We start from the raw sequence: 14,489 nt of genomic DNA, 5'->3' as shown, positions 1-14,489 counted from the left end.
GCAGTTGCGGATCACAATATGATCAAATTCATCGCTGTCAATCGAATCAGGCTGAGTTAAGCGGAAGTCAGGGCGTCCGACATCAATTCCATACCTTGCTCAATGTCCTGAGCCGTTGCCTTTGCCGCTTTTTCGGCGTCGCCTTCGCGCAAGGCGGAAATGATATCCTTGTGCCGATCCGGCAGGCTTTGAGTCCCGAATCGACCACATACGACACGCAGCGAAGGGCCGAACCGCAACCAAAGCCTTTCGGCAAGATCACTGAGAATCGGTGCGTTTGCATGAGAGTACAGCGTTTCGTGGAACGCCTGATTCAGACGCAGATATCCGCCCACATCCCCGTCGGCGATCATACGGTCCAAATGCGTATCGAGCCGCTCAAGGTGATCGATGTCCTCGGCCTGCAAATTCGACGTCGCGCGCCTTGAAAGCTCTGATTCTATTGAGGTTCTTGCAAAGATCATTTCCTGGATATCGCCCGGGGACAGCAGCGGCACGCTTACGCGCCGATTGCCCTGGAACACCAATGCCCCGTCCGAGATCAACCGGCGGATGGCTTCGCGCACCGGTGTCATGCCAACACCCAGCGAATCAGTCAGGCCCTGGATCGTGACAGGTTGGCCCGGAACCAATTCGCCGAACAGGATCTGTGATCTGAGCGTTTGATAAACCTGCTCATGCGCGGGCTGTTTCCCTTTGTCGTTTGTCGACGCAGATGCCTTATTTTTGATCAAATCCAATTGGTTCTTCCCATTTCGACTAACCCTGACTTGTCAGGTGACAGACCTCGTGAAACCATACGCTGGATCGAGGAAAAACGCAAAACTTGATCAAATCCAAAAAAACGGGAAAATAGCCGTACACTTGCAGGGAGAAGAATATGACAATCAAAACGCTGACCATGACAGCGGTCATCGCATTGGGGACTTCGGCGGCATTCGCCGAAGAGGTGCGTGTTTACAACTGGTCCGACTATATCGACGAAGATTTGCTGAGCAAATTCGAGGAAGAAACCGGTCTGACCCTGATTTACGATGTGTTCGACAGCAATGAGGTTCTGGAAACCAAGATGCTGGCCGGTGGTTCGGGATACGATGTGGTGGTGCCGTCGGGCACATTCCTGCAACGCCAGATTCAGGCGGGCGCATTTCAGGAACTGGACATGGCCAAGTTGCCGAATGCGGTAAATCTGTGGGACGTGATTCAGGAGCGTACCGCAGGGTATGATCCGAACAATGCCTACTCGATCAACTACATGTGGGGAACGACGGGCATCGGCGTGAACGTCGACAAGGTCAGGGAAGTCTTGGGTAACGATGTGGCCCTGAACAGCATGGATTTGGTTCTGAAGCCGGAGAATATGGAAAAGCTGGCCTCGTGTGGCGTTCACTTCCTTGATGCGCCAGCCGAAATGATACCGATGACCTTGCAGTACATCGGTGAAGACCCCGACAGCCATGACCCGGAAGTGATCAAGAAGGTCGAAGACGTTCTGACAAGCGTTCGCCCTTACATCCAGAAGTTTCACAGTTCGGAATACATCAACGCGCTGGCCAATGGCGATATTTGCGTAGCCGTGGGTTGGTCCGGTGATATTTTGCAGGCGCGGGACCGCGCGGCCGAAGCCGACAACGGTGTGAACATCGAATACCACCCGTTCGCAGAAGGGTCATTGATGTGGTTCGACCAGATGGCAATTCCCGCCGACGCGCCGAATCCGGAAGGTGCGCACAAATTCCTGAATTTCATTCTGGATGCCAACAACATGGCTGCTGCGTCCAACTACGTGTACTACGCCAACGGCAACAAGGCGTCTCAGGAATTTCTTGAGGAAGACGTGATCGGCGATCCGGCAATTTATCCGGATGAAGCCACGATGCAGAACCTGTACATCACGACTCCGTACCCCGCGAAGACACAGCGGGTCGTGACCCGTCTTTGGACCAAGATCAAGTCAGGCACCTGATCCGGTCAAAAGCGCGGGGCGGTCTGGCGATCGCCCCGCCGCACTATTGTCCAAACTGACCATGCGGGGGCTGCTTTGAGTTCTAACGTTTTTGCGCCGTGGAATGACCCACAGGCGAAACCCTTGATCCAGTTCCAGAACGTGACCAAGCGCTTTGGTGAATTCACCGCGATCGACAACCTGTCGCTGGATATCTTCGAACGCGAGTTTTTTGCCCTGCTCGGCCCTTCTGGGTGCGGCAAGACAACGATGATGCGTATGCTGGCCGGGTTCGAGACTCCGACCGAAGGCCATATCCTGCTGGGCGGGCAGGATATCGACCCCATCCCGCCGAACAAGCGGGCCGTGAACATGATGTTCCAGTCCTATGCCCTGTTCCCGCATCTGAGTGTCTGGGAAAACATCGCTTTCGGTCTGCGACGGGACAACATGCCCAAGCACGATCTGGAAGACCGGGTGGAAGAAATGCTGCGCCTGACCCGGCTGGAACAGTTTGCCCGTCGCAAACCCCATCAGATCTCGGGCGGTCAGAGGCAGCGCGTCGCGCTGGCGCGCTCGTTGGCCAAAGCGCCCAAGCTTCTGCTGCTGGATGAACCGTTGGGTGCGCTGGACAAAAAACTGCGACAAGATACCCAGTTCGAGCTGATGGATATTCAGGAGAAGACGGGCACCACCTTTGTCATCGTCACCCATGATCAGGAAGAGGCGATGACAGTTGCCACCCGCGTCGCGGTGATGGATCAGGGCCAGTTAAAGCAAGTGGCCACCCCGGATCGGATCTATGAAAACCCTGAGTCTGTTTATGTCGCTGACTTCATCGGAGATGTGAACATCATCGAAGGCCGCGCGACGCCATCCGGAGAGGACGCCTATCAGATCGATTGGGCCGAAGGTCAGGCCCCATTTTCGGCGTCTTCGCCTGCTGTTTTCTCAGACGGTCAGTCCTGCCATCTGGCGATCCGCCCCGAGAAAGTGACGATCTCTGCCGAACGGCCCGTCGATGCGGTCAACGCCGTGCAGGGCAAGGTTCACGACATTGCCTATCTGGGCAATCTGTCCACCTATCACGTTGAATTGGCGAACGGCACAATCATCAAGGCGCAGACGGCCAACACCCGCCGCATCTCGCGCCGCTCTTTCACCTGGGAAGACCCGGTCTGGCTGTCCTGGACAGCCACGGCTGCGGTTCTGCTGGCCAACTGATGCGCCGCGCCGTTCTGATCGCCATTCCTTACGTCTGGCTGTTGGCCCTGTTTCTGGTGCCGTTCTTCATCGTTCTGAAGATTTCGCTGTCGGATACCGCGCTTGCCATCCCGCCTTATACTCCGACTTTGGACCTGTCTGCCGGTTGGGCGGGAATCAAAGAGTTCTTCAGCCAGCTTGATCTGGAGAATTATGTCTGGCTGACCGAGGACGATCTGTATTGGAAAGCCTACCTGTCCAGCGTCAAGATCGCTTTGATTTCGACATTCCTGACACTGCTGGTGGGCTATCCCATTGCCTACGGCATGGCCCGCGCGCCTCAGGAATGGCGACCGACACTGATGATGCTGGTCATCCTGCCCTTCTGGACTTCGTTCCTGATCCGGGTTTACGCTTGGATGGGCATTCTGTCGAACGAAGGGTATCTCAACCAGATCTTACTGTGGACCGGCATCATCTCGACGCCGCTGACGATCCTGAACACGTCAACTGCCGTCTATATCGGCATCGTCTACACCTACCTGCCTTTCATGATCCTGCCGATCTATTCTGCGTTGGAACGGTTGGACGGATCATTGATCGAAGCGGCCGAGGACCTGGGGTGTTCCCGTTTGCAGGCTTTCTGGCTGGTGACCATCCCGCTGTCCAAACCCGGCATCATTGCAGGGTGTTTCCTGGTGATGATCCCCGTGATCGGTGAATTCGTGATCCCATCCCTTCTGGGTGGTTCCGGTACGCTGATGATCGGCAAGGTTCTGTGGGAAGAGTTCTTTTCGAACCGTGACTGGCCGGTGGCAAGTGCGGTGGCCATCGTGCTGCTGCTGATCCTTGTCATTCCCATCGTGCTGTTCCAGCGCAACCAGCAGAAACAGGCGGAGGCAGAGGGATGAACAGATTGAGCTGGTTCAACACGGTTTCGCTGACGCTGGGTTTTGCGTTTCTGTACATCCCGATGATCATCCTGATCGTCTTCAGCTTCAACGAAAGCAAGCTGGTCACGGTCTGGGCCGGGTTCTCGACGAAATGGTACGGAGAGCTGCTTCGGAACGAAGCGTTCCTTGATGCCGCCTGGGTCACGATCCGGGTCGCGGTCTTTTCGTCGACGCTGGCGACAATTCTGGGAACGGCTGCCGCTTATGTGATGGTCCGCAGCGGGCGCTTTTTTGGCCGGACACTGTTTTCCGGCATGATCTATGCGCCGCTGGTGATGCCCGAAGTGATCACCGGCCTGTCGCTGCTTTTGTTGTTTATCGGCATCGGCCTGGATCGGGGTATTCTGACCATCGTTCTGGCACACACGACTTTCTCGATGTGTTTCGTTTCGGTTGTCGTATCCTCGCGTCTCATAACTTTTGATCGCTCGCTGGAAGAGGCTGCGCTGGATCTTGGATGCTCGCCCGCGCAAGCCTTCCGTCTTGTCACCCTTCCGATCATCGCACCTGCGGTAATCTCGGGTTGGTTGCTGGCCTTCACCTTGTCACTTGATGATCTGGTGATTGCATCCTTCACTTCGGGGCCGTCGGCAACGACATTGCCGATCAAGATATTCTCGGCCGTGCGCCTTGGCGTCAGCCCGGAAATCAACGCGTTGTCGACGATCATGATCGCTGTGGTGACGGTCGGGGTAATCACGGCCTCGCTTGTGACCAAACGCGCGATGGTACGTCAGCAGCAGGATGAAATGGCCGCAGCGCGCACCGAATGAAGCGGATTTTTCCAGACTACGCCTATGGCAGCGAACCTCGCGACGGCTGTTGGTGGGACGAAACTGTTGCCAGCCCGGATTGGCCAGAGTTCCAGGGTGACATGCATGTGGATGTGGCCATCATTGGCGGCGGATTTACAGGCGTTTCGGCTGCTCTGCATTTGGCTGAAAAAGCTTCGGTTGCGGTGTTCGAAGCCGGCGCACCGGGGTGGGGAGCCTCGGGCCGAAATGGCGGGTTTTGCTGTCTTGGCGGCTCAAAACTTGGCCACGCATCCATGCAGCGCCGATTTGGCTGCGATGCCGCTTTGGACTATGCGGCAGCGGAACAGGAAGCGGTCCGACTGGTCGCCGATCTGTTGGCACAACATCAGATCGATGCGGATACCCACTCCAGCGGGGAAACCCAGCTGGCGCATTCCAGGCGGGCGATGGACATGCTACGCCGCAATGCCGACGAGGCGGGAACCCTGCACGAAGCCAGAGACCTGCCCGCGAAGGGCATGGGTGGCGCGTTTCATGGTGGATACACTTCGCCGGTTGGTTTCGGGTTGAATCCCCGCAAATACCTGTTCGGGATTGCCCGAGCCGCCGAAGCAATGGGCGCGCATCTGTTCCGGAATTCCCCGGTTCTGAGCGTTGAAAAAACGGCGTCCGGCTTTGTGTTGCAAACGCAGAGCGGGACAGTCAAAGCGCAGGCGGTGTTGGTGTGTACCAACGGCTATTCCAGCGAGGATATCCCGGCCTGGATGTCCGGACGATACATGCCTGCTCAGTCGACCGTCATGGTAACGCGACCCCTTGGTCGAACCGAGCAGATGGCACAGGGATGGACATCGGATCAGATGTGCTATGATACGCGCAATCTGTTGCACTATTTCCGCCTGATGCCGGACGGGCGCTTTCTGTTTGGTATGAGGGGCGGCCTGCGGTCATCGGCCGAGGCTGAAGCAGCCATTCAGCGAAAGGTTCAGCAGGATTTCAAACATATGTTTCCTGCTTGGTCGACGGTCGAGGTCACTCATATCTGGTCCGGTTTGGTGTGCCTGTCGCGGGCCCTGACACCTTTTGTCGGCCCCGTTCCGGATCAACCGGGGATGTTTGCCGGTTTTGCATATCACGGCAATGGCGTCGCCATGGGCACGTATTGCGGTCGAGCATTGGCGCGGTTGGTTCTGGGGCAGGACGCCAGGCTGCCGGTCGTGATGACGCAAACACCGGGTCGGTTTCCTTTGGGTCGCTGGCGCCGTGTGCTCATGCCGCCAGCCTACGCCATGCTGGCGCTGGCCGACCTGCGATGAGGCGGGGCGTTACAGAATTGCGGTTTCCAAGTTCAACCCTGTCGCGTAATCGGGCGCACCATTTTCAGCGCGCCAGAGGCAATACGTCGCCATGCGCCACGCATACCATGGCCTGAGTTGTTCATAGCGCGCGACGATTTCGGGCCTGCCGTAGGCCGAAAGAAACTGGTCTTCCTCTTTCTTCGACAGCGGTGAGCCTCGGTAAAGCTGCTGCATTGCAGGCGACAAAAACAGCGCAAGGTCTTCGCAGGGATCGCCCAGGGCCGGGCATTGCCAGTCGATCAAGGTCAGACCACCGGTCGCCACCAGGATATTGCCTGCCACGGGGTCGCCATGGATCAGGCACGTCTGTTGCGTGGGTGCGACCGAATTTGATGGTTGCAAATCAGCGAGTTTGTCGCGCCCGTTTGACGTACAGCCTTGCAGAATTATTTTTCCATGAGCGCGCAAGTCTGCGCTGCCATTGCATCCGGCTGGCGCCTGGACGGCAATGGGCAGGGTATGAAGCTTGCGCAGCAAGGCGCCAACCTGTGCTGAATCCTGCCGCCAGGGGGCTCCGGGGGCGTGGTCGTAAAACACCCAACGGGCTTCTTTGTATTGCCCTGTGGCCCGCAGCCTTGGCACGAAGCCCGTGGTGCCAAGCGCCTTCAGGCATAGGGCCTCCAACTCTGCATCATTGCGAAACAAAGGATTGCGCAATGCCGTGCTGTAGAGTTTCAGGACTTTGTCACTGTCGCGGCCCTTGACCTTCCACACCTTGTTGGTGCGCCCGCCATACAAGGTCTCGAACCGAGGATGCGCGTTGACCAATCTTTGCGCGTGAAGATGGTCAACCAGATCACGAGGGGGGGCAGGCAGGTCGGGCAGAGGTTCCATCACTTCTTATGGCGAGTCGATTTGCCAAGGTTTGGCCCGTCCCGCCCGACAGATCAAGCACCAGTTCGGACTGCGGTGACCTGAGTTGCGGGAATCACTTGACCGCCCTGCAAGGTCAGCAAAACAGCATCGTCGCCAACCTGCGCTTCGACGACGCGATTGTAGGCGGCGACAGGTTTTTCAGAGAGCAACTTGTCGCCCTTGTAGCTTTCCAGGGTTGCGGTGTAGTTGCCTGATGCCAATGGATTGCCTGAAGAATCCACTCCGGCCCAAACAAATTCCTCGGTTGTCGTGGGTACGATGACGTTATCGATTACCGTGCCATCACTGTCGCGGATCACCAATTTCGTCGCGTCCGCATCAGGGTCGGCCTGGGCAAACAATGTCACGGGCTGGCCGTCAAAGTTAAAAGCTGACGTCGAACGGACGTCCATGCCCACCCAGCTTGCAAGCTCGTTCAGTTTCGTGCCGCCCAATGCGTTGGCCAGGTTGGACAAGAGGTCATTGGTCTGGACTTGTTGCTCGACCATCGAGAACTGCGCCAGCTGAGACGCATATTCGGTCGAATCCATCGGCTCCAACGGATCTTGATTCTTTGCCTGCGCCGTTAGCATCAGCAAGAATGTCTCAAAGTCCGACGTAATCGCGGATTTCTGAGATGCCCCGGCCTTTTGTTGATCCGCAACGGGCTGCGTGGTGTTGACAGGCGTAATCATTGGTCAAAACCTCATGTCGATGCCCCGGCCCGAGGCCAGATACTGTGTGTGGGAAGTTGTGTGATCGATCCGTTCGTGCGGCGCAGCTTCTGAATGTGAAGGGGATTGTGTGTCAGCGTCGTTTGCGTCCTTTTGATGTGCGCTAGAACCCCAAGAGGTTCCCAGATCAAAGCTCAGATCCCCATAACCCAGCTTCTGAAACTCTTCTGTCAGAACGGACAAATGACGCCGCATTAAATCGAGGGTTTCCGGGCGCTCGGTCGCAATGGTGATTTGCAGCCCGTCCTCCCGCCCGTTCAGAACAATGGACACACGCCCAAGCTCTTCCGGATTCAGCGCTATTTCCGTTGCTCCTGATCCGGTGCGGGTCTGGACAGCCGCCGACAGCTGACCAGCAATCGCCCGGGCGATTTCCGCTCGGGCGGCAGTGGACGGAGCCGCAAATTGAGGCACGGACTCACGCGAGGTCAGCGGCAAAGGTTCCTCTCTGGCGGCCGGCGGGGCCTCAGCTTCGACAACGGGTGCCACGGGTTCGGCTTCAACGGCAGTTGCCATCAGCTGAAGCTGCGCCACCGAGGGCGCCCGGTCAGGCGCTGACGATTTGGGCGTCAGAATGTTCACTTCGGGCAACGGCTTCTTTTCAGGGTCCAGCGGGAGGGGGACGGCCCCCGTTTGTTCGACCGTGCCTTTGGGCTTTGCAAGCTGATCAAACATCTGGCCGATTTCGGTCATGGCTGTCACGTGCACAGGTTGGGGCGTCGGACCCTGCACCTTCTGCGAGAGCGCCGGAACCGGGGAAGGTGTGTCGCTTTGTGTGGGCAAACCTTTTGGTACCGATACCGGTGGTTGATCCGGTGTTTCAGAGGGTGCTTGATTTACCTCCGCCACCCGAACCGGCACCACCTTTACCTTGCCCAAGTCCGGGGTTTCCAGGAATGCAGAAGGGTTTTGCTGTTTGCCGATGTGTTCTGAAATCGGGGTCGGATGGACCGTTGCAGATGCCTCGGCCGTTGTCTCCGGCACAGGTTCGGGCTCCGCTTCGACACTTTTCAGCTCGGCATTGATGGCAGCGTTTTCGCCTTCTGGGTGGCCGGTGGCACCGACCTCTTGCCCGAGGACATCCTGAAAGCTCTCCGAGCCAGTGTTTTGGCCCGGAGCCTTACGCGATGTGACGGCTTTCTCGGGTGTAGTAGGCATTGCGTTCGCCAGCGTTAGGGGGTTGGGCATTTTGCTCCGGCTCCTTGTGACTTGTCGGAACACTGCCTGTAGGAAGTTACGTTTATTTTAACCGCTTTCACCTTTGATCGAGAAAGTTCGATGCAAATTCGGAGAATGCCATGAAGGTTTCCACCCTTCCTCACGTATCTCAATCACAGTCACCCCAGACCCGGCTGGAAAACGCCGCCATAGAGCTTGAGGCCGCGTTTCTGGCCGAAATGCTGAAATCTGCCGGGTTGGGAAAGACCCGGCAGTCCTTTGGCGGTGGCGCCGGTGAGGATCAGTTTTCTTCGATGCTTGTTCAACATCAGGCGCAGCAACTGGCCCGGTCCGGCGGCGTGGGCCTTTCCGAAATTCTGTTCAAGTCACTGATGGAGAAAACCGATGACGTCTAAGGCCGATAAAGCGTTGATCAAGTCTTTGGAAGAAGTCCTGGATTTGGAACGTGCCGCACTTGTACAGGGAGATCTGGACCGTTTGTCCAGCATGGTGCCTGAAAAAGAAAAGCTGATCGGGGCAATCAATGATCTTCAGGTGCTGGAAAGTGAGGCACTGATTCGCGTTCAACAGAAAGCCGAGCGCAATCAGGCGCTGCTGAACAGCGCGGCTGAAGGCATCCGGGCGGTCGCCAGCCGAATGGCTGAATTGCGGCGCGTTCGGCAGGAATTCAGCACCTATGGTGCAGACGGACAGCGAAGTGAATTCGCGGTGCGCAGCACGGCAAAGCTGGAAAAGCGGGCATAGGCAGAAGTTTGATTCAAATCCGAAATTTCTAGGCCGGGCGCTTTAGCACTCCGTTAGGGGATCGGGTTCAAAATTGGTGTTGCACCTGAGATCAACAGGTGGCGCGAACGGCCACGCGGCGCGTCGCACAGGTCAGAAAGACACCAATGCCCGCAAATAGTGCGGGGTGAACATGGGCAAAATGGCCCGAACGGAAAAGGATGAAAGCTATGTCCAGCATTCTGACAAACAATGGCGCGATGGTTGCGCTGCAGACTCTCAAGTCGGTCAACAAAAACCTGGCGATGACCCAGAACGCAATCTCGACCGGCAAGGATGTCGCAACGGCCAAGGACAACTCGGCAGTTTGGGCGATTTCCAAAGTGATGGAGTCGGACGTCAAAGGTTTCAACGCGATCAAGGACAGTCTTGCGCTTGGCGAATCGACCGTCGCCGTTGCGCGGAACGCCGCGGAAACCGTCACCGATCTGCTGACCCAGATGAAAGGCAAGATCGTCGCGGCGCAGGAAGACAACGTTGATCGCGGCAAAATCAATGATGATGTGACTGCACTGAAAGATCAGATCGCGTCCGTCGTCAGTGCGGCGCAGTTCAATGGTCTGAACCTGGTTGACGGCTCTGCCGGTTCCGCTTCGATCCTTGCATCGCTGGATCGTGACAACACAGGTGCTGTGACCTCGTCGTCCATCACCGTTGCAGGGCAGAACCTGTCGACCGGTGGTTATGTCACCAAGCAGGTTTTTGACGGTTCGACCGGCGCATCGACAGGCAACGATCGCGTCGGCGCAACCATCGATAACGGCGCAACCGCCGCAACCGCGCTGGTCACCGACGAATCCAGCGGTGTTTTTGCCGCCGGGGACAAGGTCGTCGTAGCGATCAACGATCAGGTCGTATCCTATACCGTTTCCGCCGAAGACGCTGCCGCGACAACAACCGGTGATCTGGTTGCTGTTGGGTTGAAATCGAAGATTGAAGAGCTTGGGATTACCGGTCTGACCGTCGATTATGACTCGGGTACAGCCGGAACTTTGTCTGTTACCAACGGTACGGGCTCGGACATTTCGTTTTCGGCTCAATTCGTGAACGCCGGTGCAGGTGGTCTGGGCGCGCTGGCCGGCATTGATGTTTCGACCGGTGCGGGTGCGACCGCTGCCCTGGCCGCCGTTGAGTCGCTGATCGATACTTCGATCGACGCGTCGGCTGCTTTCGGTTCCTCTCAAAGCCGGATCGAAACTCAGAAAGAGTTCATCTCGAACCTGTCCGACTCGTTCAAGTCAGGCATCGGGTCGCTGGTCGACGCGGACATGGAAGAGACTTCGGCACGGTTGCAGGCGCTTCAGGTTCAGCAACAGTTGGCGACACAGTCGCTTTCGATCGCCAATCAGGCACCGCAGTCGATTCTGTCGCTGTTCCGCTAATTCGCGAAATCGGTTGGGGCGCGGTCTTCGCGCCCCATCAATGACTGCCTGATGACGGCCCTTTGGAAGGATTTCAAGTGACACCGCAAACCCTAGCCCATCAAACCTATGCGCAAACCGCCGCGCCGACTCGGACGCCTCGAGACACGGAATACGAAGCGATTTCAAGGATCACACGGCGTCTGAAGGCAGCAACAGCGCAAAAGGCAACGGATTTTTCGGGCTTTGTACAGGCCGTGCACGAAAACCGGCGGCTATGGGGGGTGCTCGCCACCGGCGTTGCCGATTCCGAGAATGCCCTGCCCAACGACCTGAGAGCCAGGATCTTCTACCTTGCCGAATTCACCGAACAACACAGCAGCCGCGTTCTGGGAGACGGCGCAACCGTTGAACCGTTGGTGGAAATCAACACGGCCGTATTGCGCGGATTGCGCCAGATGAGGGCAACTTGATGAGTGGTCTGGTCCTGAAGCTTGCCCCGAAAGAAAGGGTTCTGATCAACGGGGTCGTGATTGAGAACGGCGATCGCCGCGGCCGGTTTTCGATCATGACGCCACAGGCAAATGTACTTCGACTGCGGGATGCGATTCATCCGGATGAGGTGAATACGCCGGTGCGCCGCGTCTGTTATGCCGCGCAGCTTGTATTGTCGGGGGACATCGAACCTGGCCAAGCACGTCAGCAATTGTTGCGCCGCGTGGAAGAGCTGAGCCAGGTTTTTACGGATGCAGATAGCCGCCGGGTCTTGGCCGAAGCCACGGATGCCCTGGTTGCAGAGCATTATTACAAGTGCCTCAAATCGCTTCGCTCGCTTCTGCCGCGCGAAGAGCGGCTGATGGCTTATCAGCAATGACATTCCAGCCCGTCATCCCAAGCGGTGGAATCGTGGGCTGGCGGTTCTTGCAACGTACCTATGAAAGCCAGCTCCAGAGTTTTTCGTCGTCAGCTGCGAATGAAAGAGAGACACAGTTTTTTCTGGACAACATCGGAAAAATCCAATCCGCCGAACAGCTGGTGTCGGATTGCAGGTTGTTGCAGGTCGCATTGGGTGCGTTCGGACTGGAAGGAGATTTGGACAACCGGTTTTTCATACGCAAAATCCTCGAGGATGGGACACAGGCGGATGACGCGTTGTCCAATCGATTGGCCGACAAGCGATACCGGGAGTTTTCTGACGCCTTTGGGTTTGGTCCCGGTGCTGTCCGAAAAACCGCGCTGACGTCCGACATGGAGCAAATCGCCCAGGCCAATTTGACGGCCCGGTTTGAAATTGCCGTTGGCGAGTCGGATGAAACGATGCGTATTTCGCTCCATGCACAACGAGAGCTTTCAGATCTTGCCAACAGAACCTCAAGCGCAGACACAAAGTGGTTCGATCTGATGGGGTTGCCGCCCTTGCGCAGCATGATGGAAACGGCACTTGGACTGCCGTCATCCTTTGCGCAGCTGGACATTGACAAACAACTGGTCGAGTTCAAGGCCAGGTTGCTCAAACTGACCGGCTCGGAGGATCTGGCACAGTTTTCGAACCCAAAGTCCATCGAGAAACTGACCGACACCTATTTGGCCAGAAGTCAGATTTCGCAACTTCAGAACACGATCTCGCCGGCGCAGACCGCATTGATCTTGTTGGGGGCCGTTTGAGCAGAACGCCTCCGGATCGAAGTGATCGGTGGAGCATGATCGCAAGGGCGTCACGCTGATCAAGGCAATGCGGTTTTCTTCAGAACTGCAACGAAAGGCCTCAACCGTTCAGAATTTCATCGGCTGCGGTTCGCAAAGCATATGATCTGACGGGTCGGGACACGTTGTGCAGATTGACGTCTCCCAGCGGTACAGCATTGGAACAGGCCGGTTCGATGTCTTCTGAAACGACAATGCGGTGCCCTTGCGACTTGCCGAACTCGCCCAAACGTGCGGCGATGTTTGCGGCCTGACCGATAACTGTGAAATCAAGCCGTTCGCGAGATCCCACATTGCCGTAGGTGACACGCCCATACGCGACGCCGATCGAACAGTCGCAATGCCTGTCCGTACCTTCTTTGCGCAGCTCTCCCAAAGTTTCGACGATTTTGATCGCCGAGCGCTGGGCATTGGTGCGGGCCGTACTGGCATCCTCGTCCGTTGCAGGGAAGACGGCCAGCACAGCGTCGCCAATGAACTTCAGGACTTCTCCGTTGTTGTCATGAACAATGCCCGAGACCGTTTCAAAGAACTCGTTCAGGAGATTGATATACTCGCCCCGGCCCAGCTTCTCTTCCAGGCTCGTTGAATTGCGGAGGTCGCAGAACATGATGGCGGCGTCGATCTCATCCCCGTCACCCCGCCTGATTTCGCCGCCCAATACGCGCGCGCCGGTGCGTTTGCCGACATAGGTTTCCAGCAGGACCTGCGCGTTTTCGCGCTGCATGAACACTTCGTAGAAACGGGCGATTACCGAAGAACATTCAAAGACAAGACCCAGATTTTCGGTGGTAAACCCGTCCGGGTGATCGCAGGTCAGCGTCAGAACATTGGTGCGCCCGTCGGAAAACGGCAAGGGCATGGCCACGTAATCTGTTGCGCCCTTGGCCCGCAGATCCTCCATGATCGGGAAGCTGTTTTGCGGGTTTTCATCATTCAACCTTTGCCGCACGCCACCCAGGCCGTTCGAGACATGCCGCAAGGGGCTGTTGATGAAAGCTGGGTGATCATAGATTTCGTATGTCGGAGCCCTAGTCAGAATCTCTTCTTCATCTTTTTCCCAGATATAGTGCTTTCCCGCGATCAGGGGGTGAAGGGACCAGGCCAGAATGCTCAGCCTTTGTATTGCGATGCCGTGCTCCAGCATCCTTTCGGCCAGCGCTTTGGTAAAGCTTTCGGGTGTTGCCGCGGTCGAAGCACCACGCATCAACCAATCAATCAGGGGCCCGCTGATGTTGCCGTCTTCAGGTTCACGAAGGCGGTTGTCGCCCAGATCGATTTTCGTATAGGCGCCGGGCACAAAGCCGATACAGCCTTGAATGGCCGCGCTTTCGGGCAGGGCTTCTTCATAGGCCCAGACAGAATTGGCCAGGTTTTCGGACCCCAGATTGATGTCGCGATACGTGGCAGTGCCTTTGAACGGGCAGAATGTTTGCAGGTCTGTTTCTTCGCTCAGATCAACACAGACATCCGCGCGGGGAACATAGATCGTGGGCGGCAGGCGCGTTTCATACATCACCTTGGCATCTGTGCTTTCAGCCAAAAGCACATCATTGCGATAAATGGCAATTCTGCCATTTAGCGATTCAACCGAGATTCCATACCCATTGATTTTTGGTGCGGCGTGGACGTTCATATGCGACCTCCCTTGCCTGGGTT

The 14,489-nt window shown here is 56.8% G+C and carries 16 protein-coding genes; 11 read left to right on the top strand and 5 right to left on the bottom strand.

Annotation, left to right across the window (positions count from 1 at the left end; genetic code table 11):
- Positions 1 to 56: 56 nt before the first annotated feature.
- Positions 57 to 740, bottom strand: a complete 684-nt coding sequence (locus GOW09_RS18290) for a GntR family transcriptional regulator (RefSeq protein ID WP_171119944.1) — start codon at positions 738 to 740, stop codon at positions 57 to 59.
- 140 nt (positions 741 to 880) lie between these two features.
- On the opposite strand from GOW09_RS18290, the gene GOW09_RS18285 reads away from it, so the two are divergent.
- The 5 genes from GOW09_RS18285 to GOW09_RS18265 all read left to right on the top strand — a co-directional run bounded on the left by GOW09_RS18285 (position 881) and on the right by GOW09_RS18265 (position 6,172).
- The gene (locus GOW09_RS18285; RefSeq protein ID WP_171119943.1) at positions 881 to 1,966 is read left to right on the top strand and encodes a polyamine ABC transporter substrate-binding protein; all 1,086 of its coding nucleotides are present in this window, start codon (positions 881 to 883) and stop codon (positions 1,964 to 1,966) included.
- Positions 1,967 to 2,041: 75 nt separating this feature from the next.
- Positions 2,042 to 3,169: an ABC transporter ATP-binding protein gene (locus tag GOW09_RS18280; RefSeq protein WP_171119942.1), complete on the top strand. Its 1,128-nt coding sequence runs from the start codon at positions 2,042 to 2,044 to the stop codon at positions 3,167 to 3,169.
- Positions 3,169 to 4,059: an ABC transporter permease subunit gene (locus tag GOW09_RS18275; protein WP_152459301.1), complete on the top strand. Its 891-nt coding sequence runs from the start codon at positions 3,169 to 3,171 to the stop codon at positions 4,057 to 4,059. The genes GOW09_RS18280 and GOW09_RS18275 overlap by 1 nt, the downstream gene beginning before the upstream one ends.
- Positions 4,056 to 4,874, top strand: a complete 819-nt coding sequence (locus tag GOW09_RS18270; RefSeq protein WP_171119941.1) for an ABC transporter permease — start codon at positions 4,056 to 4,058, stop codon at positions 4,872 to 4,874. Before GOW09_RS18275 ends, GOW09_RS18270 begins: the two co-directional genes overlap by 4 nt.
- Positions 4,871 to 6,172: an FAD-binding oxidoreductase gene (locus GOW09_RS18265; protein ID WP_171119940.1), complete on the top strand. Its 1,302-nt coding sequence runs from the start codon at positions 4,871 to 4,873 to the stop codon at positions 6,170 to 6,172. The genes GOW09_RS18270 and GOW09_RS18265 overlap by 4 nt, the downstream gene beginning before the upstream one ends.
- 9 nt (positions 6,173 to 6,181) lie before the next feature.
- Here the strand turns inward: GOW09_RS18265 and GOW09_RS18260 are convergent, their stop codons facing one another.
- The 3 genes from GOW09_RS18260 to GOW09_RS18250 are packed head-to-tail and all read right to left on the bottom strand — an operon-like array spanning position 6,182 to position 8,991.
- Positions 6,182 to 7,048, bottom strand: coding sequence for a phosphotransferase (locus tag GOW09_RS18260; RefSeq protein ID WP_174829457.1), 867 nt, complete (start codon positions 7,046 to 7,048; stop codon positions 6,182 to 6,184).
- A 53-nt stretch (positions 7,049 to 7,101) separates the two neighbouring features.
- Entirely contained in the window at positions 7,102 to 7,764 is a 663-nt protein-coding gene (locus GOW09_RS18255) for a flagellar hook capping FlgD N-terminal domain-containing protein (protein ID WP_171119939.1), read from the bottom strand.
- A 3-nt stretch (positions 7,765 to 7,767) separates the two neighbouring features.
- Positions 7,768 to 8,991, bottom strand: coding sequence for a flagellar hook-length control protein FliK (locus GOW09_RS18250; RefSeq protein WP_171119938.1), 1,224 nt, complete (start codon positions 8,989 to 8,991; stop codon positions 7,768 to 7,770).
- Between the two features lie 110 nt (positions 8,992 to 9,101).
- On the opposite strand from GOW09_RS18250, the gene GOW09_RS18245 reads away from it, so the two are divergent.
- The 6 genes from GOW09_RS18245 (at position 9,102) to GOW09_RS18220 (ending at position 12,791) form a co-directional block, all read left to right on the top strand.
- On the top strand, positions 9,102 to 9,377 hold the full coding sequence (locus GOW09_RS18245) for a rod-binding protein (protein WP_171119937.1): 276 nt from the start codon (positions 9,102 to 9,104) through the stop codon (positions 9,375 to 9,377).
- A complete protein-coding gene (locus GOW09_RS18240) occupies positions 9,367 to 9,726 on the top strand; it encodes a flagellar biosynthesis protein FlgN (RefSeq protein WP_152459294.1) in 360 nt (119 codons plus the stop codon). Before GOW09_RS18245 ends, GOW09_RS18240 begins: the two co-directional genes overlap by 11 nt.
- Before the next feature lie 209 nt (positions 9,727 to 9,935).
- Complete coding sequence (locus tag GOW09_RS18235) at positions 9,936 to 11,147, top strand: flagellin (RefSeq protein WP_171119936.1); 1,212 nt, start codon at positions 9,936 to 9,938, stop codon at positions 11,145 to 11,147.
- A gap of 77 nt (positions 11,148 to 11,224) precedes the next feature.
- Positions 11,225 to 11,599: a flagellar biosynthesis regulator FlaF gene (gene flaF / locus GOW09_RS18230; protein ID WP_170345565.1), complete on the top strand. Its 375-nt coding sequence runs from the start codon at positions 11,225 to 11,227 to the stop codon at positions 11,597 to 11,599.
- Positions 11,599 to 12,000 (top strand): flagellar biosynthesis repressor FlbT, encoded by a 402-nt coding sequence (gene flbT / locus GOW09_RS18225; RefSeq protein WP_152459291.1) that lies wholly within the window; start codon positions 11,599 to 11,601, stop codon positions 11,998 to 12,000. Before flaF ends, flbT begins: the two co-directional genes overlap by 1 nt.
- A complete protein-coding gene (locus GOW09_RS18220; protein ID WP_171119935.1) occupies positions 11,997 to 12,791 on the top strand; it encodes a DUF1217 domain-containing protein in 795 nt (264 codons plus the stop codon). The genes flbT and GOW09_RS18220 overlap by 4 nt, the downstream gene beginning before the upstream one ends.
- Before the next feature lie 100 nt (positions 12,792 to 12,891).
- Here GOW09_RS18220 and GOW09_RS18215 read toward each other — a convergent pair whose 3' ends face one another.
- The gene (locus GOW09_RS18215) at positions 12,892 to 14,466 is read right to left on the bottom strand and encodes a DUF427 domain-containing protein (RefSeq protein WP_171119934.1); all 1,575 of its coding nucleotides are present in this window, start codon (positions 14,464 to 14,466) and stop codon (positions 12,892 to 12,894) included.
- Between the last annotated feature and the right edge of the window lie 23 nt (positions 14,467 to 14,489).

Source organism: Ruegeria sp. HKCCA5463 (assembly GCF_013034175.1).
GTDB lineage: Bacteria > Pseudomonadota > Alphaproteobacteria > Rhodobacterales > Rhodobacteraceae > Ruegeria.
The sequence above is the reverse complement of the archived record's forward strand: the minus strand, read 5'-3'. Positions and strand labels throughout refer to the sequence as shown.